This is a genomic window from Pseudovibrio sp. Ad46 (genome assembly GCF_001623065.1).
GTDB lineage: Bacteria > Pseudomonadota > Alphaproteobacteria > Rhizobiales > Stappiaceae > Pseudovibrio.
Genome location: NZ_LMCG01000072.1, coordinates 1 through 26,367, shown reverse-complemented (window position 1 = coordinate 26,367; position 26,367 = coordinate 1). Strand labels below are relative to the sequence as shown.

At 50.9% G+C, this 26,367-nt stretch carries 25 protein-coding genes; 19 read left to right on the top strand and 6 right to left on the bottom strand.

All coding sequences use genetic code 11. The features are described from left to right. The first annotated feature begins 11 nt into the window (after nt 1-11). The 5 genes from PsAD46_RS19750 (at nt 12) to PsAD46_RS19730 (ending at nt 5,407) form a co-directional block, all read left to right on the top strand. Nucleotides 12-1,337, top strand: coding sequence for a homoserine dehydrogenase (locus PsAD46_RS19750; RefSeq protein ID WP_057464399.1), 1,326 nt, complete (start codon nt 12-14; stop codon nt 1,335-1,337). A 46-nt stretch (nt 1,338-1,383) separates the two neighbouring features. Then, nucleotides 1,384-2,379 carry a class II fructose-bisphosphatase gene (gene glpX / locus PsAD46_RS19745; RefSeq protein WP_063289178.1) on the top strand — a complete coding sequence of 332 codons (996 nt, stop codon included), beginning with the start codon at nt 1,384-1,386 and terminating at the stop codon, nt 2,377-2,379. A 96-nt stretch (nt 2,380-2,475) separates the two neighbouring features. After that, a complete protein-coding gene (gene recJ, locus PsAD46_RS19740) occupies nt 2,476-4,308 on the top strand; it encodes a single-stranded-DNA-specific exonuclease RecJ (RefSeq protein WP_063307680.1) in 1,833 nt (610 codons plus the stop codon). Beyond that, nucleotides 4,298-4,810, top strand: coding sequence for a hypothetical protein (locus tag PsAD46_RS19735; protein ID WP_063305389.1), 513 nt, complete (start codon nt 4,298-4,300; stop codon nt 4,808-4,810). Before recJ ends, PsAD46_RS19735 begins: the two co-directional genes overlap by 11 nt. 153 nt (nt 4,811-4,963) lie before the next feature. Next, nucleotides 4,964-5,407, top strand: coding sequence for a GNAT family N-acetyltransferase (locus PsAD46_RS19730; protein WP_063307679.1), 444 nt, complete (start codon nt 4,964-4,966; stop codon nt 5,405-5,407). Here PsAD46_RS19730 and PsAD46_RS19725 read toward each other — a convergent pair. Beyond that, the gene (locus PsAD46_RS19725; protein ID WP_063305387.1) at nt 5,399-5,863 is read right to left on the bottom strand and encodes a GNAT family N-acetyltransferase; all 465 of its coding nucleotides are present in this window, start codon (nt 5,861-5,863) and stop codon (nt 5,399-5,401) included. The two genes, PsAD46_RS19730 and PsAD46_RS19725, sit on opposite strands and share 9 nt — an antisense overlap. A gap of 149 nt (nt 5,864-6,012) precedes the next feature. On the opposite strand from PsAD46_RS19725, the gene PsAD46_RS19720 reads away from it, so the two are divergent. Beyond that, nucleotides 6,013-7,164 carry a choloylglycine hydrolase family protein gene (locus PsAD46_RS19720; protein ID WP_084404488.1) on the top strand — a complete coding sequence of 384 codons (1,152 nt, stop codon included), beginning with the start codon at nt 6,013-6,015 and terminating at the stop codon, nt 7,162-7,164. A 241-nt stretch (nt 7,165-7,405) separates the two neighbouring features. Beyond that, nucleotides 7,406-7,825: a DUF423 domain-containing protein gene (locus tag PsAD46_RS19715; protein ID WP_057464405.1), complete on the top strand. Its 420-nt coding sequence runs from the start codon at nt 7,406-7,408 to the stop codon at nt 7,823-7,825. Nucleotides 7,826-7,905: 80 nt separating this feature from the next. On the opposite strand, the gene PsAD46_RS19710 is transcribed toward PsAD46_RS19715, so the two are convergent. After that, nucleotides 7,906-9,954, bottom strand: coding sequence for a M3 family metallopeptidase (locus PsAD46_RS19710; RefSeq protein WP_063307677.1), 2,049 nt, complete (start codon nt 9,952-9,954; stop codon nt 7,906-7,908). A gap of 219 nt (nt 9,955-10,173) precedes the next feature. Beyond that, nucleotides 10,174-10,725, bottom strand: a complete 552-nt coding sequence (locus PsAD46_RS19705) for a CAP domain-containing protein (protein ID WP_208981936.1) — start codon at nt 10,723-10,725, stop codon at nt 10,174-10,176. A gap of 579 nt (nt 10,726-11,304) precedes the next feature. On the opposite strand from PsAD46_RS19705, the gene PsAD46_RS19700 reads away from it, so the two are divergent. From PsAD46_RS19700 to PsAD46_RS19660, 9 genes are all read left to right on the top strand, one after another. Continuing rightward, on the top strand, nt 11,305-13,047 hold the full coding sequence (locus tag PsAD46_RS19700; protein ID WP_208981935.1) for a glycosyltransferase family 39 protein: 1,743 nt from the start codon (nt 11,305-11,307) through the stop codon (nt 13,045-13,047). Then, nucleotides 13,047-14,111 carry a phosphatase PAP2 family protein gene (locus PsAD46_RS19695; RefSeq protein WP_063292367.1) on the top strand — a complete coding sequence of 355 codons (1,065 nt, stop codon included), beginning with the start codon at nt 13,047-13,049 and terminating at the stop codon, nt 14,109-14,111. Before PsAD46_RS19700 ends, PsAD46_RS19695 begins: the two co-directional genes overlap by 1 nt. Before the next feature lie 53 nt (nt 14,112-14,164). Continuing rightward, the gene (locus PsAD46_RS19690; RefSeq protein WP_084404487.1) at nt 14,165-14,941 is read left to right on the top strand and encodes a glycosyltransferase family 2 protein; all 777 of its coding nucleotides are present in this window, start codon (nt 14,165-14,167) and stop codon (nt 14,939-14,941) included. Continuing rightward, nucleotides 14,941-15,258 carry a lipid-A-disaccharide synthase N-terminal domain-containing protein gene (locus PsAD46_RS19685; RefSeq protein WP_063292368.1) on the top strand — a complete coding sequence of 106 codons (318 nt, stop codon included), beginning with the start codon at nt 14,941-14,943 and terminating at the stop codon, nt 15,256-15,258. The genes PsAD46_RS19690 and PsAD46_RS19685 overlap by 1 nt, the downstream gene beginning before the upstream one ends. A 579-nt stretch (nt 15,259-15,837) precedes the next feature. Continuing rightward, entirely contained in the window at nt 15,838-16,860 is a 1,023-nt protein-coding gene (locus PsAD46_RS19680) for an amino acid ABC transporter substrate-binding protein (RefSeq protein WP_063292369.1), read from the top strand. A gap of 84 nt (nt 16,861-16,944) precedes the next feature. Further along, nucleotides 16,945-18,147: an ABC transporter permease subunit gene (locus PsAD46_RS19675; RefSeq protein WP_063298988.1), complete on the top strand. Its 1,203-nt coding sequence runs from the start codon at nt 16,945-16,947 to the stop codon at nt 18,145-18,147. Between the two features lies 1 nt (nt 18,148). Next, on the top strand, nt 18,149-19,267 hold the full coding sequence (locus PsAD46_RS19670) for an amino acid ABC transporter permease (RefSeq protein ID WP_063289167.1): 1,119 nt from the start codon (nt 18,149-18,151) through the stop codon (nt 19,265-19,267). A gap of 39 nt (nt 19,268-19,306) precedes the next feature. Beyond that, the gene (locus PsAD46_RS19665; RefSeq protein ID WP_063297469.1) at nt 19,307-20,104 is read left to right on the top strand and encodes an amino acid ABC transporter ATP-binding protein; all 798 of its coding nucleotides are present in this window, start codon (nt 19,307-19,309) and stop codon (nt 20,102-20,104) included. A gap of 134 nt (nt 20,105-20,238) precedes the next feature. After that, complete coding sequence (locus tag PsAD46_RS19660; protein ID WP_063307676.1) at nt 20,239-21,042, top strand: hypothetical protein; 804 nt, start codon at nt 20,239-20,241, stop codon at nt 21,040-21,042. 30 nt (nt 21,043-21,072) lie between these two features. On the opposite strand, the gene PsAD46_RS19655 is transcribed toward PsAD46_RS19660, so the two are convergent. Beyond that, a complete protein-coding gene (locus PsAD46_RS19655) occupies nt 21,073-22,131 on the bottom strand; it encodes a serine protease (protein WP_208981934.1) in 1,059 nt (352 codons plus the stop codon). 154 nt (nt 22,132-22,285) lie between these two features. Between PsAD46_RS19655 and PsAD46_RS19650 the strand changes: the two genes are divergently transcribed. Next, nucleotides 22,286-23,314: a hypothetical protein gene (locus tag PsAD46_RS19650; RefSeq protein ID WP_063307675.1), complete on the top strand. Its 1,029-nt coding sequence runs from the start codon at nt 22,286-22,288 to the stop codon at nt 23,312-23,314. A gap of 100 nt (nt 23,315-23,414) precedes the next feature. On the opposite strand, the gene PsAD46_RS19645 is transcribed toward PsAD46_RS19650, so the two are convergent. Continuing rightward, the gene (locus PsAD46_RS19645; protein ID WP_084404485.1) at nt 23,415-24,029 is read right to left on the bottom strand and encodes a TetR/AcrR family transcriptional regulator; all 615 of its coding nucleotides are present in this window, start codon (nt 24,027-24,029) and stop codon (nt 23,415-23,417) included. Nucleotides 24,030-24,116: 87 nt separating this feature from the next. Between PsAD46_RS19645 and PsAD46_RS19640 the strand changes: the two genes are divergently transcribed. Continuing rightward, a complete protein-coding gene (locus PsAD46_RS19640; protein ID WP_063307674.1) occupies nt 24,117-24,920 on the top strand; it encodes an HD domain-containing protein in 804 nt (267 codons plus the stop codon). 6 nt (nt 24,921-24,926) lie between these two features. Here the strand turns inward: PsAD46_RS19640 and PsAD46_RS19635 are convergent, their stop codons facing one another. Then, complete coding sequence (locus PsAD46_RS19635; protein WP_057464415.1) at nt 24,927-25,514, bottom strand: TetR/AcrR family transcriptional regulator; 588 nt, start codon at nt 25,512-25,514, stop codon at nt 24,927-24,929. A gap of 101 nt (nt 25,515-25,615) precedes the next feature. On the opposite strand from PsAD46_RS19635, the gene PsAD46_RS19630 reads away from it, so the two are divergent. Further along, nucleotides 25,616-26,230: an NAD(P)H-dependent oxidoreductase gene (locus PsAD46_RS19630; protein ID WP_063289162.1), complete on the top strand. Its 615-nt coding sequence runs from the start codon at nt 25,616-25,618 to the stop codon at nt 26,228-26,230. Nucleotides 26,231-26,367: the final 137 nt, after the last annotated feature.

Below are 26,367 nucleotides of genomic sequence, written 5' to 3'. Positions count from 1 at the left end.
ACTGGGTATTTATGACTGATATTTTGAAAGTTGGCGTTGCTGGTCTAGGAACCGTCGGTGCTTCGTTGGTGCGTATCCTCGAGGCCAAGGCGAATGTTCTTGCCAATCGATGTGGCCGACCTATCAAAGTAGTGGCTGTGAGTGCTCGCAGCCGCTCTAAAGATCGTGGTGTTAATCTGGATGGATTGACCTGGTTTGAAGATCCCGTTGAACTTGCCAAGTTCGACGGGATTGATGTTTTTGTGGAGCTGATTGGTGGTGAAGATGGTCCGGCTGAGGTGAGTGTTCGCACTGCGTTAGAGACTGGAAAACACGTCGTCACAGCTAACAAAGCGCTCCTGGCGAAGCACGCGGTTGCGTTCTCACACCTTGCAGAAGCCAAAGATGTGAGCCTCAACTATGAGGCCGCTGCTGCTGGTGGTATTCCAATCATCAAGACCATGCGTGAGAGCCTTGCGGGCAATGATGTGTCCCGCGTTTACGGCATCATGAACGGCACTTGTAACTACATCCTCACGCGGATGGAGCAGGAAGGCTTGTCGTTTGCTGAGTGTCTTGCTGATGCGCAGCGTCTTGGTTATGCGGAGGCTGATCCGACCTTTGACATTGAAGGTTTTGATACCGCGCACAAGCTTGCTCTACTCACCAGCCTTGCGTTTGGCTGTGAAGTGAATGCTGATGCGATCTATGTGGAAGGGATCACTTCCATTACGACGGCTGATATTCGCGCTGCGGATGAGCTGGGTTACCGGATCAAACTGCTGGGTGTTGCTCAGCGTACTGATACAGGGATCGAGCAGCGTGTGCACCCGACTATGGTGCCGAAATCCTCTGCAATCGCTCGCATTGATGGTGTTCTGAATGCCGTTGCTGTTGATGGTGATGCGGTTGGTGAAGTGGTGCTGGTTGGTCCGGGTGCTGGCGGTGATGCAACAGCATCCTCTGTGATCTCCGATCTTGTCGATATTGCACGTGATGTTTCTCTGCCGGTGTTTAGTCAGTCTGCGACAACACTTGCAGATTATGTTCCAGCGCGTATGCGAGCGCATGAAGGTGGTTACTATATTCGTCTGGCTGTGTTGGACGTAGCCGGTACTTTTGCCACAATTGCGCGCTGTATGGCGGACAAAGGGATCTCACTTGAGTCTATTGTCCAACGTGGACCGCATTCCAGAAATGATAAGGATGGTGTAAGCGATCCTGCAGCACCGCGAAGTGTTATCCTTATCACGCATGAGACCACTGAACTGGCTGTGCGCGAAGCTCTGGATGCGATTGCTGCTGAAAAAGTAACTTCTGGTAAGCCTCAGATGTTACGAATTGAGAACCTGAAATAATACTTCCTCACGTTTAACGTGAAAACAGGACACCCGAGAGGTTTAAATGGCGGATAGTCATCAGGACGCAACTGACGTTCTTGACCGTATTCTGACACTGGAACTTGCACGCGTTACGGAACGTGCTGCTGTATCTGCAGCACGTCTTCGTGGGCGGGGCGATGAAAAGGCAGCTGACCAGGCTGCTGTGGACGCAATGCGCCGCGAACTGAACCAGCTGCCAATCGACGGTACTGTCGTGATTGGTGAAGGGGAACGTGATGAAGCGCCAATGCTCTACATTGGCGAAAAGGTTGGCACCAAAGACGGGCCAAAGGTTGATATCGCACTTGATCCGCTGGAAGGTACCACGATCTGTGCGAAGAACATGCCAAACTCCATTGCTGTTATCGCGCTGGCACCAGAAGGCGGCTTGCTGAACGCACCTGACAGCTACATGGATAAGATTGCGATTGGTCCGGGGTATCCTGAGGGTACCATCGATCTGGATCGCCCAATTCAGGAAAACCTTGCAGCTGTTGCGAAAGCAAAGGGCTGTGAAGTGAAAGACGTAACCGTCTGTGTGCTGGACCGTCCACGTCACGCCAAGCTGATTGACGACATCCGCGCTACGGGTGCTTCCATCTTCCTGATTGGTGATGGTGATGTCGCTGGCATCATTTACACCACGGATCCTGAAGAGACCGGTATCGATCTTTATGTTGGTATTGGTGGTGCACCTGAGGGCGTTTTGGCTGCTGCAGCTCTGCGCTGTATTGGTGGTCAGATGCAGGGCCGTCTGGTGATCACTCGTGAAGAGCAGGTTGAACGCGCAGGCCGCATGGGTATTGACGATATCAATCGCAAATACACCATGGAAGAAATGGCTGGCGGAGACGTTCTGTTTGCTGCGACCGGTGTGACAACTGGTAACTTCCTGAAGGGTGTGAAGCTGGGCCGTGATAACATCACGACCCACACTGTTGTGATGCGCTCCACGACCGGTACTGTTCGTTTCATTGAAGCGAAGCATACCCAGTTGGAAAAATTCCATCTGGATTGATTTAGCGCTTCCTTCAAGCTAGATAAATAGAGTGGGCGGGTGTGTTGAGCACTCGCCCCTTTTGCTTTTATACGAGAATCCGGGCAGTTTCTTTCTATGGTTATGACGTTGGATGCATCCAGTGCCGAGCGGCGTGTCGTTCTTGGTGTCAAAAAGTCTTTGAGCGCACGTATGTGGCGTGAACGGCTTGATGATCAGGGGCTCTCACAAGCACTGGCCATTGCTCAGAGAACCGACCTGCCTGAAGTGGTTGGCCGTGTGCTTGCCGGGCGCAATGTGGCGTTGGAAGAGGCTTCCGGGTTCTTAAATCCTTCCCTTAAAGATCTGATGCCGGATCCTTCCAAACTGGTGGATATGGATAAAGCCTGTGCGCGCGTTGCAGATGCGTTGCAAGCGGGCGTTAAGATTGCGATCTTTGGTGACTACGATGTTGACGGGGCGACGTCCTCTGCTTTGCTCAAACGCTACCTGATGCAGCTTGGAGCGGAGCCGGATGTTTATATCCCGGATCGCATCATTGATGGTTATGGGCCAAATCCAACGGCGATCAACCAGCTTCATGCAGGTGGGGCACGGTTGCTAGTCACAGTAGACTGTGGTTCCACGTCGTTTGAAGCCTTTGAGGAAGCCAAGCGGATCGGACTGGAAGTGGTGGTTCTGGATCACCATCAGGTGGATGAGAGCTTTCCGGAGGTTCATGCGCTGGTGAATGCCAACCGGCAGGATGACTTGTCTGGACAAGGTCATCTGGCCGCTGTGGGCGTCACCTTCCTGTTTCTTGTGGGGCTGAACCGTGAGTTGCGTCGCCGGGGAGCGTTTGCTCAGCGTGCAGAGCCGCGCCTTATGGATTTACTAGATCTTGTTGCACTTGGAACGATTTGTGATGTGGTACCGCTTAAGGGGTTGAATCGCGCCTATGTGGTGCAGGGGCTTAAAGTGATGGCGCGGCGTGAGAATGTCGGGCTGTCGTGCCTTGCAGACATCTCGCGCTTAAGCGGGAAGCCGACCCCGTACCATCTGGGCTACATGCTTGGGCCGCGCATCAATGCGGGCGGGCGAATTGGCGATTCAGCTCTTGGCATGAAACTGCTTTCCTCTGATGATCGGGCGGAGGGGGAGCGTATTGCAGCGACGCTGGAACGGCTCAACCAGGAACGTCAGGCCATGGAAGCTGTGATGCTGGAAGAAGGCGAGGGGCAGGCGTTCCAGAAAATGGAGGTCACTGTTCCTCCTGCCGTGCTTTTGACAGGAGCAGACGGCTGGCATCCGGGTGTCGTTGGATTGATCGCCTCGCGGTTGAAGGAGCGTTACCGCCGGCCTGCTTTTGCTATGGCGTTTAATGAAAAGGGTTTGGGTACTGGCTCAGGTCGTTCGATCATTGGTGTTGATCTGGGCTCTGCGGTTCGTGCAGCTGTTGAGGCGGGTTTGCTGGTCAAAGGCGGAGGGCATGCAATGGCGGCAGGGCTTACCATTGAAAAAGAAAAAGTGCCTGAGTTTGAGGCTTTCCTGACAGAGCAACTGAGTGAAGATGTGGAGCAGGCCTCTGCTGATCATGAACTCACCATTGATGGTGTGCTGACACCTGCCGGCGCGAATCTGAGCCTGCTGGATATACTGGAACAGGCAGGGCCTTATGGGGCCTCGCACGCAGAACCTGTTTTTGCCTTGCCATCTGTGCCGATCAAGTTTTCAAAGGTGGTTGGGCAAGGGCATGTGAGTGTGACACTTGGCGGTAATGAGGGAACAAACCTGAAGGCGATTGCTTTTAAAGCGGAAGACCAACCTCATGGAAAGGCGCTCTTACAAGCACGTGGCAAACCCCTCCATATTGCTGGTAGTTTGAGTGTTGATACGTGGCAGGGGCAGGCGAAACCGTCCTTACGCATTATTGATGTGGCAGACCCAACCAGAGGACAATATGGAGCTTAAGCTTGGAGTTCAAAGTTGGAAACCATGGCTTTTGAGGTATAGCGGATGCTTGTTTGCACTTGCATTCGTGGTTTCGCTGATAGGGTACAGAGTTAATTACGGATACTCGTTGCCGGGTCTGCTCGCGGTTGCGATCCCCACCGTTTTATACTTCGGCTTTAAGACATGCCGGTTTTGGGTTGGTCCTTTGATAGTTGCTGCATTCATGCTGCAGCCAGTATTTTCGCCCGTCATGTTTGTTTTAATGAGCAATGTAAGGCTTGCTCTTGACCCTCCTGACTTTTCTGGGACTAAGGGATATGGGACAGTTGAAACTGTGAGTTGGGGTAATACCGGACTTTACTCCAGCAGCACGGACCTACAGCTGCTTTTCTCTGAAAATGGAGATGAGGCAGCTATTCAGTCTGCGTATCATACAGCGAGATTAAAAAGCGACGATGTGCGCACCGAGCTAAAATGGATCAATCCGAACTACTACCTAATCGTAGATTACTGCTGTTAGTTTGCAGGCGAAACCTGCAATGATTTGCTTGAGACCTGATGCCAAAGAGTTTTCTGAGTGAAGAGAGACTGGATCACGTCCACTTCTTCCTGAAGGGCGAAAACTGCCTGTCATGCGATATGTTTTAGAACCAAGACCACCAAGGACTGTGTGATGAACTTTCGCAGGTATCAAACAGGTGATTACGATGCATGCCTTGAGATCTTTAAGGGAAACGTTCCCAAGTATTTCATGGAGACTGAGCTGGAAGAATACAGCCAGGACCTGGAAAGGCTTGATGATCCGTACTTTGTCGTTGAGCGAGATGGGCTGATTGTTGCTGCTGGCGGGTATTGCCTGAACGCTAAAGGGGTTGGGCTGACTTGGGGAATGGTGCGCCGTGAACTACACAGTCAGGGAATTGGCAGAACGCTCGTGCAATTCCGGCTTGCGTGTATTGCCGAAGACTATCCGGATCAGGCAGTTTACATAGATACCTCGCAGCATACACGTCCCTTCTATGAGAGAATGGGGTTTGTCGCTGAGTCTGTTGAGACGGATGGCTATGGGCCTGGACTGCATAAGGTGCTGATGAAGCGGCCTGCTGTTTCAGCTTAATTGCTTGCGGAAAATATCTACTCCATTCACATCGTCTTCAATGCACAGCCAGCCCAAACCTTCATAAAACCCGCGCAGGCTGAGTTTTGCGAAGAGATAGAGGTGCGGTGTGCCCTCGTTCGAGGCGAGTGTCTCCAACTCCTTCGTCAGCCGGGAGCCGATACCTTTTCCCTGATGCTCGGGAGCGACCCATAGGGACGCCAGCCATGGCGTGTATTGCGGGCGTTTGCTCATATCTGAGCGCACCAGCATGACCATACCAAGGAACCCGGTCTGGTCGTGGGCGATCAATGTTGTTGGAATGGTTTCCTCGCTGAGGCTCGTGCGCAGTTCCACATAAACATCTTCAATCGGATGACCTTCTTCTTCCCACCACTCCAGCCACATGCCTTTTGCAGCTGGCTCAAGGAAGTGAGGGACATCAACCAAGTTTGAAATGCTCAGAGCTTTGTGCATCGATTTCTCCAACTGAACTCTAAATATTTCTAATTAAAACAACAGCATAAAGCACTTACTAAGCTTCGGAGTAATCGAATGCAAACGTTATGCATTTCTTGGAGATCTCCAGAAACGATACGCATGCAAAAAGCTAAAAGGAGCTTAGCATGCCATCACTATTTTCAAAAATGCAGCGCGTTGTGCTGACTGGATTATGCTCGACCACCCTCTTGATATCACCAATTGCTGGTGCATCTGCTTGCACGAGCTTTGTTGTCACGGCCAAAGATGACGGACGTGTGTATGGGAGGACTATGGAGTTTGGCTTTGAAACAGAGTCCACTGTTTCTCTTATCCCGCGCAATTATGAGCTCACGAGTTCTGGAGAGCTTAACGGGGATACACAATGGGAAGGGGCAAAGTGGAAAAGTAAGTTTGCTGTGATCGGTATGAATGCAATGAAGCATGAGACCGCGATTGTTGATGGTGTAAATGAAGCTGGTCTTGCAGCTGGTGCTCTCTACTTCCCTGGCTTTGCAGAGTATTCTGACGTGAAGGCGAGTGGCGCAGATGATGAAGTTGCACCGATTGATTTTCTCGTTTGGGTCCTATCGCAGTTTGAGACAGTTGAAGAGGTGAAAGAAGCCGTTAAGTCGATCAAGCTGGTCGATGTTGATTTTGCTCCGCTTGGCGAAGTGCCTCCGCTGCATTTCACTATTCATGATCGTTCCGGAAAATCCATTGTGATCGAGCCCGTCGATGATGGCTTGAAGATCTACGATAATGAGCTTGGTGTGATGACCAACTCGCCACAGTTTGATTGGCACTTAACCAATCTGCGCAATTACGTGAACCTGACGCCTATAAACTCGGCTGGAAAGAAGTTTCCAGAAGGTGAGTTGCAACCACTGGGGCAAGGATCAGGTATGCTGGGCGTGCCGGGAGATGTAACGCCGCCATCGCGTTTTGTGCGCGTGACGGCGTTTGTGACGACAGCTGAGGAACATGAAACTGCAAAAGAGAACCTCAATGTCGCTGGGCATATTCTGAACAACTTCGACATTCCGAAAGGCTTTGCCCAACCGGAAGCGCCGGATGCGGCCCAGTCTGCGAGCTCTCAGCAAGATGACAACCCAGACTACACGCAATGGTCTGTTATGGCAGATCTGAATGGTGCTGTTTATTATGTACGGAAGCTCAATGCGATGAACTTCAACTCTGTGAGCTTCAAGGACTTTGACCCGGATGGGTCTACGCTAACAATCTTGAAGCCGCTGGTGGCTGACCCGTTTAGCAATCTAGCGGATGCTGCGAAATAAGTGATGCAGGCTGTAAAGAGTCAATCTTTGCAGCCTTCTCTCTGGTCGAGGAGAGAGCCTATTGTTTGTCGCAGGTCCAGGTGTTGAGGGACTGCAGCGGAGTGCATGTTCTTATCAGCTATCAATCATGGTGGTGTGTTGCTGAGGGTTTTGTAATTTTTGCTGGCTATCCTATATGCAGTTGATGCGTGTCTGTGTTTCACGCAGTATGTTATTTGGAATAGGGATTTAAGGAGCAGCCATGCCGGATAGTGCAAGTGAAGCGGTGCCTGTTGACCAGCCACGGATCAGACTTGGTCAGGGCCTTGGTCTTGGATTGGCGCTTGGCGGGTTTTGCGGTGTTATTGCCATTTTGACTTCGGCGGCCAGTTCGCACGCGGTCGATAACCAGTATCTGGGTATTATCTCTCAAATCACGATGATGCATGCCGCCGCTTTTGTCGGACTGGGCGTTGCACACGGGATTACGGGCTCCAAAGGCATTGCATTTGCCATGCTGTTGCTGTTTGCCGGTGTTGGTTTGTTCTGTGGTGATCTGGCTCAACGATTGTTCGTTGGTGAGAAGCTCTTTGACTTTGCTGCCCCGACGGGTGGCATGCTGATGATCCTGGGCTGGCTGTTTGTATTCTTAAGTGGTCTCAACCGGATGATGAGAGGCTAGCCTTCTTCCTTTAAGTTCTCATGATAAAGGGCGAACTGCATGGTCCGCCCTTTTTGCTATCTGTCTTGGGTGTCTGATGTTTAGTTGACCAGCCCGCGACCTTTAAGAAGCGGCTCAATGGATGGCAGTTTACCGCGGAAATCCATATAGGCTTTTGCCGGATCCTGAGATCCGCCCGCTGCGTAAATGAACTTTTCCAGTTTGGCTGCTGTGTCAGCGTCAAATGCATCGTCAGTTTCTTCAAAAGCTTCAAATGCGTCAGCATCCATCACTTCTGACCAGAGATAGCTGTAGTAACCCGCAGAATATCCGTCTCCTGCAAAGGCGTGCAGGAGGTGCGGAATGCGGTGACGCATGATGATCTCTTTCGGCATTCCGATACCGTTGAGGATCTTCTTTTCCATCTGAGCCGGATCGAGATCGTCGAGCTTATCTTCTTTATGGATTGCCATATCGACCAGAGCAGTTGCGAGATACTCAACCGTTGCAAAGCCTTGGTTAAAGTTGGCGGCTGCTAGCAGACGTTCCAGAAGCTCTTCCGGAATGACTTCACCGTTCTGGTAGTGGCGGGCATACTTTTTCAAGATTTCCGGTTGATCCAGCCAATGTTCAAAGAGCTGGGATGGTAGCTCCACAAAGTCCCGTGCCACGCTGGTGCCGGAAACAAGTGGGTGTGTCACGTTGGACATGAGGCCATGGAGGCCGTGACCAAATTCGTGGAACAGGGTGCGGGCATCATCAAAGGTCAACAGGGTTGGCTCACCCTCTGGTGCTTTTGAGAAGTTCATCACATTGACGATGATTGGGCGAACATCACCCTTCAGCTTCTGCTGTGAGCGGAAGGCGCTCATCCATGCACCGGAGCGCTTTGAAGCGCGGGCGAAGTAGTCGCCGATGAAGATGCCGAGATGGTCACCGTTTTTGTCAAAGACCTCAAAGACACGCACATCCGGATGGTAGACGTCTTGACCCTTGAGCTCTTTGAAGGTGAGGCCAAACAAACGGGTTGCGGTGTAAAAGGCCGCTTCGATCATCTGATCCAGCTGGAAATACGGCTTGATCTCAGCTTCATCCAGATCATGCTTAGCGCTGCGGACCTTCTCTGAATAATAACGCCAATCCCACGGAGCGATCTCAATATTGTCGCCCTCAGATTGGGCCATGTCTTGCAGGTCAGCGGCTTCTTCCAGTGCACGTGCCTTGGCTGGTCCCCAGACATTGGAGAGCAGATCATCCACGGCACTCGTGTTTTTTGCCATGACATCATCCAGCTTGAATGCCGCAAAGTTTTCGAAGCCGAGGAGTTTGGCTTTCTCATTGCGGAGCTGCACTGTCTCGCGCACGATTACTGAGTTGTTGGTTTCTCCCGGATTGTCACCACGGCTTGCCCAGGCATTGAAGGCTTCTTCGCGCAGGTCGCGACGTTTGGAGAACTGCAGGAACGGTTCAATGGAGGAGCGGGAGAGGGTAATGGCGTATTTGCCCGGTTCACCACGTTCCTCAGCTGCTGCACTTGCGGCTTTTACAAGGAACTCCGGCAAGCCTTCCAGATCGCTTTCGTTTTCCAAAACGAGTTTGTAGGAGGCCTCATCAGCCAGAACGTTCTGCGCAAAGCTGGTGCCCAGAGTTGCAAGACGCTCGTTGATTTCCGCGATACGGGTTTTGCCACTGGAGTCCAGACCAGCACCAGCGCGATGGAAAATGGCGTAATAGCGTTCCAACACACGGTCCTGTTCAGATGTCAGGTTCAAAGTGTCCTTCTTTGCCATCAGCGTTTCAATACGCTTGAAGAGGGCAGGGTTCAGGTATTTTTTGGTGCTGTAGGCCGCCAGTTTTGGCGAAACATTGCGCTCAACTTGCTGGAGGGTTTCATTGGTATCTGCAGAGGAAAGGTTGAAGAATACGCTTGCGACCTGCTCCAGAGCGTCTTCGGCCAGCTCCAATGCTGCGATGGTGTTTTTAAAAGTTGGTTCTTCAGAATTTTGAGCAATGCGATTGATGTTGTCTTCGCCTGCCTTAAAGGCCTCTTCAAATGCGCCCTCAAAGTCTTCCGGCTTGATCTGTGCGAACGGGGGAAGTCCAAACGGGGTTTTCCAGTCTTGCAGAAGAACCTTTGTGGTCTCGCTCATATTAAATATCTCCGATGAAATTCAAAACATAGGCTGGACTCGGGTCATTTAGGAGGAGAGCCAGACTGCTTTAAATGAAATTGTGGACGCGTATTCCCTCAAGGAGGCAATGCCTCTTCATGGGAATGCGCGCTGGAGATGTGAATATGGGTGTTAATTGCAACTGCGTAAAGGAAGCGGGTTGAAAATTCCCCTAATCAATTCTCGACGCAAGGGAAGTTACTGGACTGGGAAGGGCAGCGAGACAGTTGTGAAACCTGTTGCTGTCACTGGTTTTTGAGGGGCAGCAAGTGTCATGACCCAGAAATTCCGGTAGGTGCCGTCTGCTCGGTTTGTGCGCGCTATGCCCATATGGGTGACGTTTTTGTTGAGCAGGTTTTTGTTGTGATCGGGAGAGGTTTTCCAACCTGTCATTGCAGCTGAAATGTTCGCGTAACCTGCGCCCAGGTTTTCTGCGCCTGCAAAGGATTTATAATCGTCGGTCTGGGTGCGACTGATGAGACTGGAAGAAGAATGGCGTCTGGTTTTGAGCGAATCCAGGCGGGCGATGTGATCGGCCATATCTTGCGAGACTTCGCTGAGGTGCGGGTCCAGTTTGATCGGCGGCAGGGAATGCTTCGCCCGCCATGCATTGGTCTGGCGCAATGCTTCGTTTTTGTTGATCGCAATCTGAGACAACTCAACTTTTGAAGTCTCCATCCCCAAGCCAGCGCAGCCAGCAAGTGTTCCTGCCAGCAGCAAGGCAGCAGTTGCCCTTAATTTCAAACGCACGTGTGTAATCCCGAAATGCCCGATTAGTTCATTTCATCTTAGGCATGAAATTTGGCCGAAACTGTACTGCTCGCGAGTAATCCACGTAATTCCCAAGCTGTTTCTTTATTTTGATTGTCCTTAAAAGGAGCGGCTTTGGCGCTTCGATTGCTGGTCGTGCGGAGCAGCGAGCAGTCATGTGAATACCAGTATAGATCGATATAGAGTTGGTTGCTTTATTATAACGTATTGAATTATATATTTTAAAAGTAATTATTGTCAATAAAGTTGACAAAAATACATTTCCCTCATACTTCTGTCCTTCGGATTTTCAGGTGATCTCAAAGAAGAGTGAAGACAAGCCATGAGTTTTAGAAACCTCACAGACTGTCAAATGCTGAAGACACAATTGGAAGGGGCAACTCAGGTGCTCTTCAGCTTTCCAGGGGAGGGTGTTGCTTATGGATTTAGGCCCACCGTGCATTTGAGTGGGGAGTTTTGGGGAATGTGTTCCAGATGATCGGCTGCGTATTGTTCTCAGGGAGCGGCAGTCTCTCAGACCATGTTTTTTTTGGGAGTGTGGAGGGCCTCAAGGCGGTTATGTCTGCGCAAATGAATCTTGCAATGTCTCTGAGTGAGGATGAGGTTGAGAGGTCTGATCAGCAGGCTATTTGGCTTCGTCTGGTGGCGCGCGACTGGCTGGCCCCGATCATTCTTTTGCTTTTGTGTCTGTGCTTGTACCTGCCGGGGTTGATGTCCGTTCCCCCGCTTGATCGTGATGAACCGAGATTTGCTCAGGCTTCCAAACAGATGATGGAGACAGGCAACTACGTTTCCATTCACTATCAAGAGCTGGCACGAAACAAAAAACCTATCGGAATTTACTGGGCACAAGTGGGTGCTGCCAAACTGTTAGGATATGGAGAGCATGCGCCCATTTGGGTTTATCGTCTCCCTTCTGTGATTGGCGCAATTGCAGCTGTGTTGCTGACGTACTGGACTGGGCGAGCATTTTTCCGGGAGCAGGAGGCCTTTTTAAGTGCGCTGCTTGTTACATTAGCTCTCATTTTAAATGTTGAAGCACATTTGGCTAAAACGGATGCAGCGCTTCTGGCATGTGTGATGTTGTCTCAAGGGGCTTTGGCTCGAGTATGGATAGCGCAACAAAGCAAAGCGCTTTGGGCTTCTGCCGTGCTCTTTTGGGTTGGGTTGGCGCTGGGCACCCTTATCAAGGGGCCGATCATTCTTATGGTATGCGGCCTAACCATCCTGTCGTTGGTTCTTTGGGAAAGACGAATCTCGTGGTTGAGAGGACTCGCTCCAATCGCCGGTTTTCTGCTGTTTCTTGCATTGGTCTCCCCATGGCTTATTGCCATTTACATTGAAACAAAGGGTGTGTTCTTCCGGGATGCGCTGGGCAGTGACCTTTGGGGGAAAGTGGGAACCGGGCGAGAGGCTCACGGTGCTCCACCACTCACGCACCTGTTAATCAGTTTCGTTATTTTCTGGCCAATCCCCTCTTTTCTCCTTGTAGTTTTTAAGGGAATTGGGCAAGAATTGAATAAATATTGTTATAGATTCTTGTTGTGTTGGCTGATCCCGTCGTGGGTCATATTTGAATTGGTTTCAACGAAGCTGCCTCACTACACACTGCCGATGATGCCAGTATTGGCGCTGTTGGCGGCAGGTGTGTTGACGACTGGCAGAGCAAAACAGGCCGGCGTTTATTGGCGATATGCCTCGGCGTTTTTATTCTTGCTGGTGCCGCTGGGCATTTTGATTGCTGTTTTTGTTGGGCCTTTGCTGCTTGATCTGTGGCCGTCTCCTCCCGGTGTTGTGCTGTGTGGGTTGGCTGTCATTGCCGCGTTATCAGCCACTCGTAAACTGATTGGCGGGGAGCTTGTTGGAGCATTGCCGACGGTGGGGTCTTCCGCTTTGCTGATGTTTGTCGGTTTCTGGGCATTTTCTGGTCCGGCATTGTCGATCATCTGGATTTCCAGCCGTCTCGTGGAAGTTGTTGAGCAGCTCCCGGGATGTGAGCGGAAAGACGTTGCAACAGTAGGTTTTTATGAGCCCAGCTTCGTATTTTTGCAGGGCACGCAAACAAAATTACTTGGCGCAGAAGCTGCGGCGCGTTTTTTGGCGGATGGAAGCCAGAAAGTCGGAGTGCCTAAGGGGACCTGCAGAGTCGTGCTGGTGGAAGGACGGCAGCTGGATCGGTTTGATGCGGAAGCTCTTCGGTTGGGGATGAAGACTTCGGACGTATCAACTGTATCTGGCCTGAATATCAATGGCGGTAAAGCATTGCTGATACACATTTTTTCTGCGGGTGGGGCGACGTGATGATTGATGACGGCTCCATCGATACCTTAGAGCGTCCAGTTCAGGACGTGGATCAAACAAAAGATAAATCACGCGAAGCGCAACCCTTCAAACGAGATGCCGACAGTGCTGCGTCTTATAAGCAAAGCTACAAGGAAGATGCTCCGCGGGAAGAAAGTTCCACTCCATCAATTGGTGAGCGTCTGATTGAGACCTTACGTGTTGCTGGCAATAATGCGAGACGGCATGTTGGGCAAACCTCTGCAATTTTGAAAAACCGGAAAGCACGGAGCTCTGTTGCGGCTGCTGCTCTTCCTCCACTTTTGAAGCCACAAAATATTGCGGCCTTATTGATTGGGCTGTGCGGTCTGGCGATGGTCTTTCTGGACCACAGTAGCCCGATTTGGGCTCGGAAACTGCCCGTTGCCTATCATGATATTTTCGAGGTCATTACAGATGTCGGCAAGTCTGACTGGATCCTGTTCCCAACGGGACTATGGATTCTAGCAATGATTTTTGGCGGCTGGCAGCGCCTCCCGTTTCGTAGAAAGATGGCAGTGTCGTATCTGACGATATACGGGAGTTATCTGTTCTTTGTTGTCGCTGTTAGTGGGCTGCTGGCCATTGCTCTGAAATGGAATATCGGGCGTGCCCGACCAACCCTTTTTGATGAAATGGGGCCAATGTATTTCGACTTCTTCGCGTGGGAGGCAAAGCTTTCGAGCCTTCCAAGCGGGCATTCGACAACGGCTGGTGCTCTGATCGTTGCTTTGGCATTGATTGCTCCCAGACTTCGGTGGCTGCTTGCGGTTGTGGGGCTTTGGATTGCTGCCAGCAGAGTGATTGTGGGAGCTCATTATCCCAGTGATGTTGTCGCTGGCATTATCATAGGTGGAGCATTTTCTTATTGCTGTGCTCGTTGGATGGCTCGTCGGCGGATCGGGTTTTCATTTGATGATAAAGGCGGTGTGCAACCGATCATGAGCAGTATCTCTGCGGCTTTATGTTTGAGGTCCTGGCGAGCAGCGCGATCTGACAGTTTTTCTCCCGTACAAAAACAATCGGAGACACTCCGGGCTGATTGAGGTCGTTGTCCTTAGCCTGAGCGGAGTTCCGTCTCAGGGTAGGGGTAACTGGAATGACCAAGAATGCTGGTGTGAATGAGATTGACGTTAGCGTCGTTATCCCCGCCAAGAATGAGAGAGATAATCTTCCTCCATTGCTGGATGAAATTGCGGAAGCTTTGAAGGACTACAGGTTTGAAGCCATTGTGGTTGATGATGGCTCTACTGATGATAGTCTTGAGGTTTTGCGCCGCTATGCGTTGGAGCACGGTTTTTTGCGGCTGATCCATCATAAACGGTCTGGAGGGCAGAGTTGTTCTGTGCGTACAGGGTTGTTGCATGCGCGGGGCACGTATGTTGCCACGATCGATGGCGATGGGCAGAATAATCCGATCTATTATCGTGAAATGCTTGAGGCGATGGAGAAGGGTGGTGTGCGTGTTGGTCTTGCTGCCGGGCAAAGACTGGGGCGAAAAGCCAGCCTCTTCAAACGTTACGCTTCCAAAGCGGCTAACAAGTTGCGTGGTGCAATCCTGAAAGACAATACGCGGGATAGTGGATGCGGGCTCAAATTGTTACGGCGTGATGTGTTTTTAAAGCTGCCGTATTTTGACAGCTGGCATCGGTTTTTGCCGGCGCTTGTGATCCGCGAAGGATATGAGGTGGTCCACGTGGATGTGGTTGACCGTGAGCGTGAGCACGGTGTCTCGAAATATGGGATCTTTGACCGGGCGCTTGTCGGAGTTCTTGATCTGTTTGGTGTGTGGTGGTTGCGCCGACGCCGAAAAGTCATTCCTGAAGTGGTGATGGTGACAGATTCGGATGTGTCTCCTGCTAAGGAGGACCATTGATGTTCTCGGGTTTGTATGACTGGTTTTATGATGTTTTCGTCGCTCAATGGGATTTTTGGGTTCTTTGGGGATTTGTCGCGCAATTCATGTTCATGATGCGCTTTATGATCCAATGGATTGCCTCTGAGCGGGTGGGGCGATCGATTGTCCCGGTGGCTTTTTGGTTCTTCTCAATAGGGGGTGGATCGCTCCTTTTGACTTACGCTATCGTCAAGAAGGATCCGGTTTTTATTGCGGGACAGGGCCTCGGATTGATCATTTATTTCCGAAATCTATGGCTTATCTACAAGGAAAAACGCAAGGACCCGAATTTCTAGGCGATTTATCCGCAATAAATGCAATCTGAATACACGAGTATAGCTGAACGCTATTTGCCCATAGGGAAGATAGACTTCCTTGTGGGATTTTCGTAAAATTGCGTATTATTTGTGCAGTGGGATTGTAAAGGTTAGTGTGAAATACGTACTTTTGAAGAAAATTGCTCAGATTTTGCGGTCAGTTTTTAAGGTTAGTTTTTTCATTGCGCTTGTAGTCTAAGTAATATTTCCTCTCTATTTCAGTATTGTTTGGATTAATTTGTTTGCTGGTGTATAAAGAACTATATTTTGCAATTTTGATTAATGGTTAAAGCGCGTGCAGCTGAGATATAAATTGCATAGAAACTTTGCAATCGTTGATGAATAGCACCTCGTAGACTAACTTATTAATAAAAACCTCTTGACGTTTTTAGAGAAATATCATCGAATGCTTAGCGAGGAGTGGTTGAAGCCAATAGGGGGGCTTTAAGGACATGCGCTGACATGTCTGTCCTGGGTGTTTTTCTTAGAGGAGGAGAACAGCCTGCTACTTCCGGTGATGAATTTTAAAATTGGACAAGAAAAAGAGGCTCCAATTCTATGAAAAAAATGATCCTTCCAGTTGCGCTGGGTGCAGCGTTCGCAGCGACTGCTCTGTCTGCAGCATCTGCCGGCACTCTCGAAGACGTGAAAGAGCGCGGTAAGCTGCGCTGCGCGGTTTCCACTGGTCTTGCAGGCTTTTCTTACACCGACGAAAACGGCAAATGGCAGGGCTTTGACGTTGACTATTGCCGTGCAGTAGCTGCTGCTGTTCTTGGTGATCCGGATGCAGTTGATTTCTCACCAACCACTGGTAAGACCCGCTTTACTGCGCTGGCTTCCGGTGAAGTGGACATCCTGTCCCGTAACACCACCTGGACGTTCTCCCGTGATGCAGACCTGAAGTTCACCTTCCTTGGTGTGAGCTACTACGATGGTCAGGGCTTCATGGTGAAGAAGTCTCTTGGTGTTGCTTCTGCTAAAGAGCTGGACGGTGCAACTGTTTGTATCCAGACTGGTACAACAACAGAGCTGAACCTGTCTGACTACTTCTCAGCTGAAGGCATGTCTTACGAGCCGCTGTCCATTGAGACAAACACTGAAGGTCGTGCAAACTACCTTGCAGACGCTTGTGACGTGTACACGACTGATGCTTCCGGTCTGGCTGCTTCCCGTGCAACATTCGAGAACGCAGACGATCATATCGTTCTTCCTGAAATCATCTCCAAAGAGCCTCTGGGTCCGCTCGTCCGTCATGGCGACGATCAGTGGGCAGACATTGGCCGTTGGGTTCTGAATGCAATGAAGATTGCGGAAGAAAAAGGCATCACCGCTGCAAATGCAGACGACATGGCCGCTAACACCAAAGATCCAGAAGTTAAGCGTCTGCTTGGTGCTTCCGGTGAAATGGGTGCATCCCTTGGTCTGGGTAACGACTTCGCTCTCGTAGCTATCAAATCCGTTGGTAACTACGGCGAAATGTTCGAGCGTCACCTGGGCACACAGACCAAAGTTAATCTGGCTCGTGGTTTGAATGCGACATGGACCGAAGGTGGTCTGCAGTACGCACCTCCGTTCCGTTGATCTGACCTTGATCTGACAAAAGGGGCGCTGTTGCAGGATAACAGCGCCCTTTTTTCTAAGCATAATAAATAAGGCGGGCTACTTATGAGCGCTTCAACCGTACCAGCCGATAATAGCTTCCAGTTGTCGCAACTGTGGCGAGATGCCCGATACAGATCTTATTCGATCCAGATTATCGCGCTTGTTGTTACCCTGTCAGTTGTGATGATGCTCATCAGCAATGCTGTCGAGAACCTCGAAGCACTTGGCAAAGATTTCAATTTTGGATTCCTATCTGAGCCATCGGGATATCCTATTATCCCAGCTCTAGTGGAATATAGTGCTGCTTCGGCGCACTGGAAAGCAGCCCTTGTGGGTGTGCTCAACACGCTGCTAGTTTCCTTTCTAGCGTGTTTGACTGCGACAATCATTGGCGTTTTCGTCGGTGTTCTGCGTCTCTCCAATAACTGGGTCGTCTCCCGCTTGATGGCGGTATACATTGAAGGTGTTCGTAACGTACCGCTGCTGCTGCAGATTCTGGCATGGTACGCTGTCTTCATTCATGTGTTTCCAACTCCCAAGCAGGCTGTTAAAGCACCAGTTATTGAAGGGGCGGTTTATGCAACAAACCGTGGTTTCTATGTTCCTGGACTGACCTTCGATGGTGGCTACCAGATTGTTGTTGCAGTTTTGCTCGCTTCCATCGGTGGCATTTTTGTATTCCGTCGTTGGGCGCGTCAGCGTCAGGAAGCGACTGGTCAGATCCTGCCTGTAGGCTACATCACGCTTGGTATTTTGATTGTACCAGCCGTTTTGGCTTACTTCGCTTCTGGTATGCCGATTGGCCTTGATTACCCTGTTGCCGGACGCTTTAACCTGAACGGTGGTGTCAAAGTTGGTGCTCCGCTAGTTGCTCTGTGGTTTGCGCTTTCCATCTACTCTGCTGCGTTTGTTGCGGAGATTGTTCGTGCTGGTATCATGGCGATCAGTAAGGGACAGACAGAAGCTGCTTATGCTCTTGGCCTTCGTCCAAAACGGACCATGAACCTTGTGGTTCTGCCGCAGTCTTTGCGCATCATTATTCCGCCAATGATCTCCAATTACCTGAACATCACCAAAAATTCATCTCTGGCGATTGCAGTAGGGTATTCGGATCTGGCCGGCACACTGGGCGGTATTACACTGAACCAGACAGGCCGTGAGATGGAGTGCATGTTGCTTCTGATGGCAACATATCTGCTGATTTCACTATCTATTTCAGCAGTCATGAATTTTTACAATGAATCCGTAAAGCTGAAGGGGCGCTAACATGAGTGAAAATAATTTCGCCTTTGTCTCGACCTCTGAAAAGCCTCAGCTGCCACCTCCCCAGGGTACAACTGGTGCTGTCGGCTGGATCCGTGAAAACCTGTTCTCGTCGCCGCTCAACACTATTTTGACGCTGCTCTCAATTTTTGTGGTGTATTCAACCGTGCCGGGTGTGGTCAATTGGGCGTTTGTGGATTCAGTCTGGAATGCGAACTCTCTGGATGAATGCCGGGCACTGACAGAAAATGGTGCTTGTTGGGCCGTTATTCGTGAGCGTTATCATCAGTTCCTGTTTGGTTTTTACCCAACTGAGCTGTACTGGCGTCCGATTTTGGCTTTCGTGCTGCTGTTCCTAGCTCTTGTACCCGCCCTTTGGGATGGTATGCCAAAGCGTAGTACAGCGTTGATGGCTTCTATGGCATACCCATTTGTGGCGTTCTGGCTGATTTGGGGTGGTTTTGGTCTTGAGCCGGTTTCCTCCACCAAGCTGGGCGGTTTGCTGCTGACCATGATTATCGGTGTCTCCGGTATTTCGTTCTCGCTTCCGATCGGTATCGTTCTTGCGCTGTCTCGCAGTTCCAATCTGCCTATTGTGAAGTCTCTGGCGATTATCTTCATCGAGTTCATTCGCGGTGTGCCGTTGATCACCTTGCTGTTTGTTGCGCACGTTCTGCTCAACTACTTCCTGCCAAAGGGCGTGAACTTCGACATCGTGCTGCGTGTTGTCATCATGGTGACCTTCTTTGCCAGTGCTTATATGGCAGAGGTCATTCGCGGTGGTTTGGCTGCATTGCCAAAAGGGCAGTATGAAGCAGCGGATGCATTGGGGCTGAGTTATTGGCAGAGCATGCGTCTGATTATTCTGCCGCAAGCGCTCAAAATTTCCATCCCAGGTATCGTGAACACCTTCATTGGCTTGTTCAAAGACACCACACTGGTTTTGATTATTGGCCTTATGGATCCTCTCGGATTGGTTGCGCCAACGCTCGCTGACCAACGTTGGAATGGTATTTTTGTGGAACTTTATGCGTTTATCGCGTTCATGTTCTTTATCTTCTGCTTTGCAATGTCCCGATATTCGATGTATTTGGAACGCAAACTGCATACCGGCCATCGCTAGTCGCCTGGCGCAAGCCAAGAGAAACTCGGAGAAATAAAAATGAGTGACGCAAATCTCGCTGATGTTCAGGCGGACCGCTCAAAAATGCAGATTTCGGATACCGATGTGGCTATCGAAATCAACGGCATGAATAAATGGTATGGTGACTTTCATGTTCTGCGCGACATTAACCTGAAGGTTATGCGCGGCGAGCGTATCGTGATCTGTGGTCCATCGGGTTCTGGAAAGTCCACTATGATCCGCTGTATCAACCGTCTTGAAGAGCATCAGAAGGGCCGTATCGTTGTCGACGGTATTGAGCTGACTTCTGATCTCAAGAAGATTGATGAGATCCGCCGTGAAGTCGGTATGTGCTTCCAGCACTTCAACCTTTTTCCGCATCTGACCATTTTGGAGAACTGTACGCTGGCTCCAATCTGGGTTCGCAAGATGCCTAAGAAGCAGGCTGAAGAAGTTGCGATGCATTACCTTGAGCGCGTGAAGATCCCTGAGCAGGCCAACAAGTACCCAGGTCAGCTTTCCGGTGGTCAGCAGCAGCGTGTGGCAATTGCCCGTTCGCTGTGCATGAACCCGAAGGTTATGCTGTTTGATGAGCCGACATCCGCACTTGACCCTGAGATGATCAAGGAAGTTCTGGACGTGATGATCGGTCTGGCGGAAGAGGGTATGACCATGCTTTGTGTGACCCACGAAATGGGCTTTGCCCGTAAAGTGGCAAACCGCGTGATCTTTATGGATCAGGGGCAGATTGTTGAGCAGAATGAGCCAGAGCCATTCTTCACCAATCCGCAGCATGAACGTACTCAGCTGTTCCTCTCCCAGATCCTCAATCACTGATCTGGATAGAGTTCTCAATTCAAAGCCTCGCTGTTTCAGCGGGGCTTTTTTCTTGTCTACTGTCTGCCGTTTTCACAGTTTGCCCCTCGCCACGTCTTTCCTTGCAGAGCATTGCTCTCAACAAGGAAAACAAAATGGCAGACTTTGATCTTTATGCTGGTATCGTCCAGCACTCCCCGAAATCCTGTGGTGCTTACTGTGTGAATGCGGCTCTTGCGCAACTTGGCTTTATGCCTAAGGCGACGGACGTAAATACGCTCAATGCGGCTGATCTTACCAAAGGCTATGATGTCACAACCGATCCTGGGCGCATCAATTTATGGCGGCTGAGTCACTTGATTTATCATCGCTTGCAGATTGCTGAGGTGGTGACGACACAGACTTATAAAGTTTCAGGAAATCTGGAACTTGATCTTACAGCCTCACCAAATCCAACTGCACTTTATAAAGAAAATGATGGGACGGTTGATTTGGAGAACAGCCCTTCGGGTATGGTTGCTGTTGCGAAAACTCTTGCCCCGGGTCTGGCAAAGAATATTATTTATTACACTGCATTCGGCAAAGGCTTGTTCAATAACTTCAAAGTTCTGAATGCGGCTGGTGGTTATCTCTTCAATCGTGAGGAAGACTTGATTCAGAACAAGCTCGGCAAGACTGTGAGCCTGTCCACCGTGACCAATATTCCGTTCCAGACCAATCAAGTAAACCTTATTCTGGTGCAGTATGCGGGCACCAATACGATGCATTGGGTTGCTGGTACGCGTCATCTGACGGATACGGATAAGGCCATGATTTATGATCCGGCGACAGGTGATGTTCTTGAAATTGCGACCACCGGTAACTTCAAACCGCAGACCAGCCCTTCCGCAAAGCCAGCGACACAGATCGGTCCGAACTCCTACGAGTTTCCAGGCATCTGGATACGGTTGGGAGCTTAACGTGGTGTGCTGCAAGATGATATTGCAGAGTTACAAGGCCTGTGCGCTTCTTACGGCGGCGCGCAGGCCTCTGCGTTGGGCGCCGGGGCTGCTCCATGATTTTAAGAGGAAGTCGCGGATGTCGGCGTGGTGGGCTTTGGTGAACTGAGCGGTTTCCAGTGCATCTACGATACGAGAGGTGCGGATGCCCTCGTTTGCGGCGTAGGCGATCTGGTCCGGGTGTCTGCGTGCGGTTGCCCGGCTGATGGGCTGGCCGTTCTTGCCCAGAATGTCACCTTCTGTGTTGGTTTGCGGGATTGCCATATGGTGTACGGCGACAACCTCCCAACGGCTGTTAAAGACGGGGGAGCCTGAGCTTCCCTTTTGCGTATCGCCGGAGTACCAGCAAAACATGTGTGCATCAGTTCCATTTTCAATATGCAGAAGGTGGTTGTTATGGACGACCACGGCTTTGTTGCGTCCAAGGGGATGCTGAATGATATTAATCGGATCTCCCTTCTTGATTTTGCCTTGCTGGCGGATGAGGGCGTGCCAGCCATAATGGTCCAGTGGAATGAAGTTTGGATCTTCGTCCACGACGGCCGCGATGGCGATGTCCAGTTCTTCGTTGGCCCAGAAAAAACGGTCTGGTTCAATGGAGCAGATTTTTGAAGGCGTTTGCTTGCCAATGCGGTTTGCTTCTGCTCCCAGCTCAAAGAAGTGCTGGCGTGCTTCGTGCTCATTGGGCAAAACATGATGGTTCGTCATGATGAGACCGTGCCCGACGAGAAAGCCGGTGCCGAACCTAAGTCCTTCAACATGCTCAATTCTGCCAACTGAGCGCGCGGCATATAGGCCGTATTCAAAGAACTCGATTGGGAGGAGGTCGTTGCGCGTGCCGATCAAAGCTTCCTTGCCCAGTCTTGAGAGATCCTGCACGTCATCCTCAAAGATTGAGGGCTGTGCAGAGATGGCACAGCCTTCTGACAAGGCGAGCGTGGCCTGCCGTTTCTGATAGAGATTCAAGCGTTCCCGGCTATCTATCTCCGCTTGTGTGCCTGCAAGAATTGCACTGCGTGTCTTGTTTAAATCCCCCAGACGGCTTTGCAATCTATGATTCGCTTTTTCAAGTAATACATTGTTTAAGTTATGTAATTTGAGGGCCATAAAAAGTACCTTTAAATTGTTATTTGCATATGGCAAGCTTAACCATAATATCACCTCTTGTGTAAAGTTTATCTGTAAATCTAGGAGGGGGAATACTATGAAAATTACATATGATGAGTTTTTGAAAATTGCTCGAGATCCAAGTGTCCCGGAGGAACAACTTCTGAAATACTGTGATGTGGTTGAGCACTCCGGTGCGTTTGACATACAGTTCAGGATAAAGTCTGAGATGGTGCAGATGACTGAGGCTGATCAGGAGTTTGAGAATGCTCTTCAGATCGGCAACTGGGCCTCTCGCATCCGCCGGTACTGGCGGTTCAAGGATGCGCTCAGGGATCATCCGGAGCGGCCAATGCTGATTTCTGAGGGAGACAGCTGGTTCCAGTTTCCAATCCTGATTGATGACGTCATTGATCATCTCAGCGCACACTTCAACATTTACTCGCTAGACGCTGCCGGGGATACGGCGCAGAACATGGTGTATGGCGCGAACCGGGCACGGCGGCGTGAGTATCTCTCTGCGCTGCGTGATTACAAAGATCAGGTGTCCGGGTTCCTGTTCTCTGCTGCCGGAAATGATGTCATTGGCGAAGATCCGGATACGGGCGTTGCAGTGCTCTTTGACGTTCTGAAGGACTTTAACGGCGATATCACTGATGTGGAGGGGCACATCGATCGTGTGGTGTTTGATGAGAAGCTTGCTTTCCTCAAGGGGGCTTATGAGCGGGTGATCAGCGACATTCGTGGTGTTGCCGAACTGCAGGAAATGCCCGTCTTCGTGCATGGCTACGATTATGTGTTCCCATACAAATGGGAGGGGGATACACGCAATCCGCTGCACGCCGCTAATGATGAGTGGCTGGGTGAACCACTGTCTGATCGCAATATTCCAAGTGTGCTTGGCCGTAAGATCATCAGCGCAATGTTGGATGAGCTCTATGCTATGCTTGATGGTCTGGCGGCGAGCGATGCCAATGTTATCGTGGTTGACTGCCGAGGGGCCATGCCAAACCTGACGGACTGGGTGGATGAGATCCATGGCACGTCTGATGGATTTGCGAAGGTGGCGAGCCGGTTCAAGGCTGCTATTGATCAGGCCCTTGTGGCGCAAGGTGCCATGACCTGAATTGGTTTGGGTGAGTTGAAGTGAGAGCATCGGTATAGAAGACCGGTGCTCTCTTTGTTTGCTGATGTGCGGCGTGATTTGCTTTGATTGCATGCAGATGTCATGCAAGAATTTGCTCGATGCCTGCCTTTGCCGTGAGTTCCAGTTCGTCTCGCGAGGTGCCGGATCGGGCGCGAAGGGAGAGGCCGTTCAGCAGGCAGCCCAGTAGGTGGCCGGTGATTTCAGCGGTTTGTTTTGGCTGGACTTTCCGGTCTTTGATCGCCGCCTCAACGGTTTCGCACATGGTCTGGTCGATCCGGTCGAGGACCATTTTCAGGACTTCTTTGATCTCTTCATCTGCACCTGCTTCGGATGGGGCTGTGCAGGTGACGAAGCAGCCCATCGGGCCACCGTCACTCTTTGCTTTGGGCCGGTAGATCTCCATGGCCTGCATGAAAACTTTTTCCAGCCCGCGTGAGATCTCTGTCTCGGACAGGATGGCCGCTTCGGTGCGTTTGCCCATCATTTCGGCAAAGTGCTCCAGGCACTTGATGTAGATGTCCTTCTTTGAGCCGAAGGTGGCGTAAAGGCTTGGGCGGTTGATTTTGGTCTCTGCGGAGATCTGATCCAGACTGGTTGCTGAGTAGCCGTTTTTCCAGAAAATCCGCTGAATTGTGGTCAGCGCTTCGTCTTTGTCAAAAAGGCGCGGGCGTCCGCGTGGGCGTGATGGACTCATTTGTGTACTGCTTCGCATAAAAATATTGAGCTCTAAATATTGATGCGATACGGTACATAATTATTTTTGTTTTTGGAAGAGCGAGTTATGTCTGTGACAGCAAAGGATTGCAGAGCCTCTGAGCGCGTGATGGGTAGCCTGAATTGGGGGCATCACGACGGGGCGTACAGCAAGGGGCGGTTGACGCCTCTGGAACATCTTACACTGGTTGGCAATCTGGTGCGCACGCAGTTGGTTGAGCTGGGTGACAGCGTGAAAGACCGGTTGGGCTTGTTAGCGCCGGTTTCTTCTGAGCTGGAAGCACTGCTGCCTGTTGAGACGGGATTGGTGCGCGATAGCCTTGATTTTGCTGTTGAGACGCATGATGCGAGATTGCTGCATCACAGCTGGCGGACCTATCTGTTTGGCGTGCTGCTGGGGGAGTATGCAGGTGTGCCGTTTGATCGGGAGCTCTTGTTCTCAGCGGCCATTTTGCACGACAGTGGGCTGATCAACAATCGTGAGACCCATGTGCATGAGTGCTGCTTTGCTATCTCCGGGGCGGAGGTGGCGTGCAATCATCTCTCCAGTTGTGGGCATGATGCTGATACGGTGCATAGGGTGGGCGACGCGATTGCGCTGCATCTGAATGCCTATGTGTCAGCGCGGGCGCATGGGGGTGAGGCGTATCTGGTGAACCGAGGGGCAATGTGTGATCTGTTTGGGGCAGGGCATCGCCGTCTTGCCAAGTCCAGCGTGGATGAAATCATGCACAAGCACCCGCGAGAGGGTGTGATTGAAGCGTTGGAGTTTGAAACGGCACGCCACCTGAAAGGCACGCGGCCTTATGTGTTGACCAAGCTGACAGGTGGCAAAGCGCCGAAGACTGCGTTTGATATCTATGGAGTATAGCGCCGCCTAAAGCACCAGTGAGAGCAGCTTTTGAACTTCGGTGTGCTGCTGTTGCGTGTCTTTGTATTCGCCGCAGACACGGCCAATTGCGACGTGGATCATGAAAGCGCGGACGGAGACTGCACCGAGTTTTGGATCAATTGCTCGAATAGATTTGTCCTGCTGCCCCTTCTCAACACTTGCTTGAAAGAGCGCATCAATGCTGATCGCGACATTTATGAAGTTTTCTGCTCTGGTGCCTTTTTCCCAACCAGCAACGTCGATGAAGATGCGCAGGAATTCTGGTTGTTTTTCAAAGTATTCCAGGATTCCCATGAGAGATTGATTCAATACATCCCGCCCGTTGAGGGGGCTGCTTTCTGCTGCCTTGTGAAGACTATCCACGCAGGCTTTCAGCTCCTTCAGGCCGATCTCAGCAAACAGTCCCAGCTTGTCGCCGAAGTGAGCGAAGAGCGTGCCTTTGGAAACGTTGGCTTGCTCGGCAATGCTCTCTGTGCTGACCGCATTGAAATTGCCTTCATTGAACAGGCTCGTTGCCGCCACCAAAATGCGCTGGCGGGTTTCCTGTGCTCGTTTTTGTTTGCCCTGAAGCATGGTTCCCTCAATCTGAATAATATGACTATGGTCAAAAAAATAAATTGACTCCAGTCATATTTTGAAAATAAATTGACCGCAGTCAAATAAATGGAGTTTCCATGACAAACAGAATTTTTGTGTTTAGCGGTCATCTCGGAGAGGACCGTCTTGGGCATGCGCTGGCTGAAACATATGCCGAAGCTGCACGTCAATCGGGGGCGGAGGTTCGTGTGATGAACCTGAGCACTATGAGCTTTGAGAGTGCGCTGTTCTCAGGTGATTTCAAAGGAGATCAGGCGTTGGAACCGGATGTGGCTGCTTTTCAGGAGAACCTGAAATGGTGCAGTCATTGGACGCCAATTTATCCGCTGTGGTGGGGCGGTATGCCGGGGCCTATGAAGGGGCTGCTGGACCGGGCCCTTCTGCCGGGTGTTGCCTTCCAGATTGTGGAAGGGGAAGAGCTGCCTGCCAAACTGTTAAAAGGTCGCAGCGCCCGTGTGATCATCACCAGTGATACAGCCGCGCATTACTATGAAGAGCTTTATGAGTGTGCGCATGACAAGGTGATGGGACGTCAGATTCTGGACTTCATTGGGTTTGAGGAGCACAGCTTCAAGATGTTCTCGCCAACTTATCTGGCGGGTGAGGACGAGCGCGCTGCATGGATTGCGGAAACCGCTGAACTTGGCAAACAAGATGCGCTTGCAGTGCAGGACGTGTTGGCTGTAGCCTAAAGAAAAGCCCTGCAGGTCAATGACTTGCAGGGCTTTGTTGCGAATGTGAATCTGGTTTAACTCAGGCCGGTTCGCTGATGACTTCGGTCTTTGAGCTTGAGCCCCATTCAGTCCATGAGCCGTCTCTTATACACACT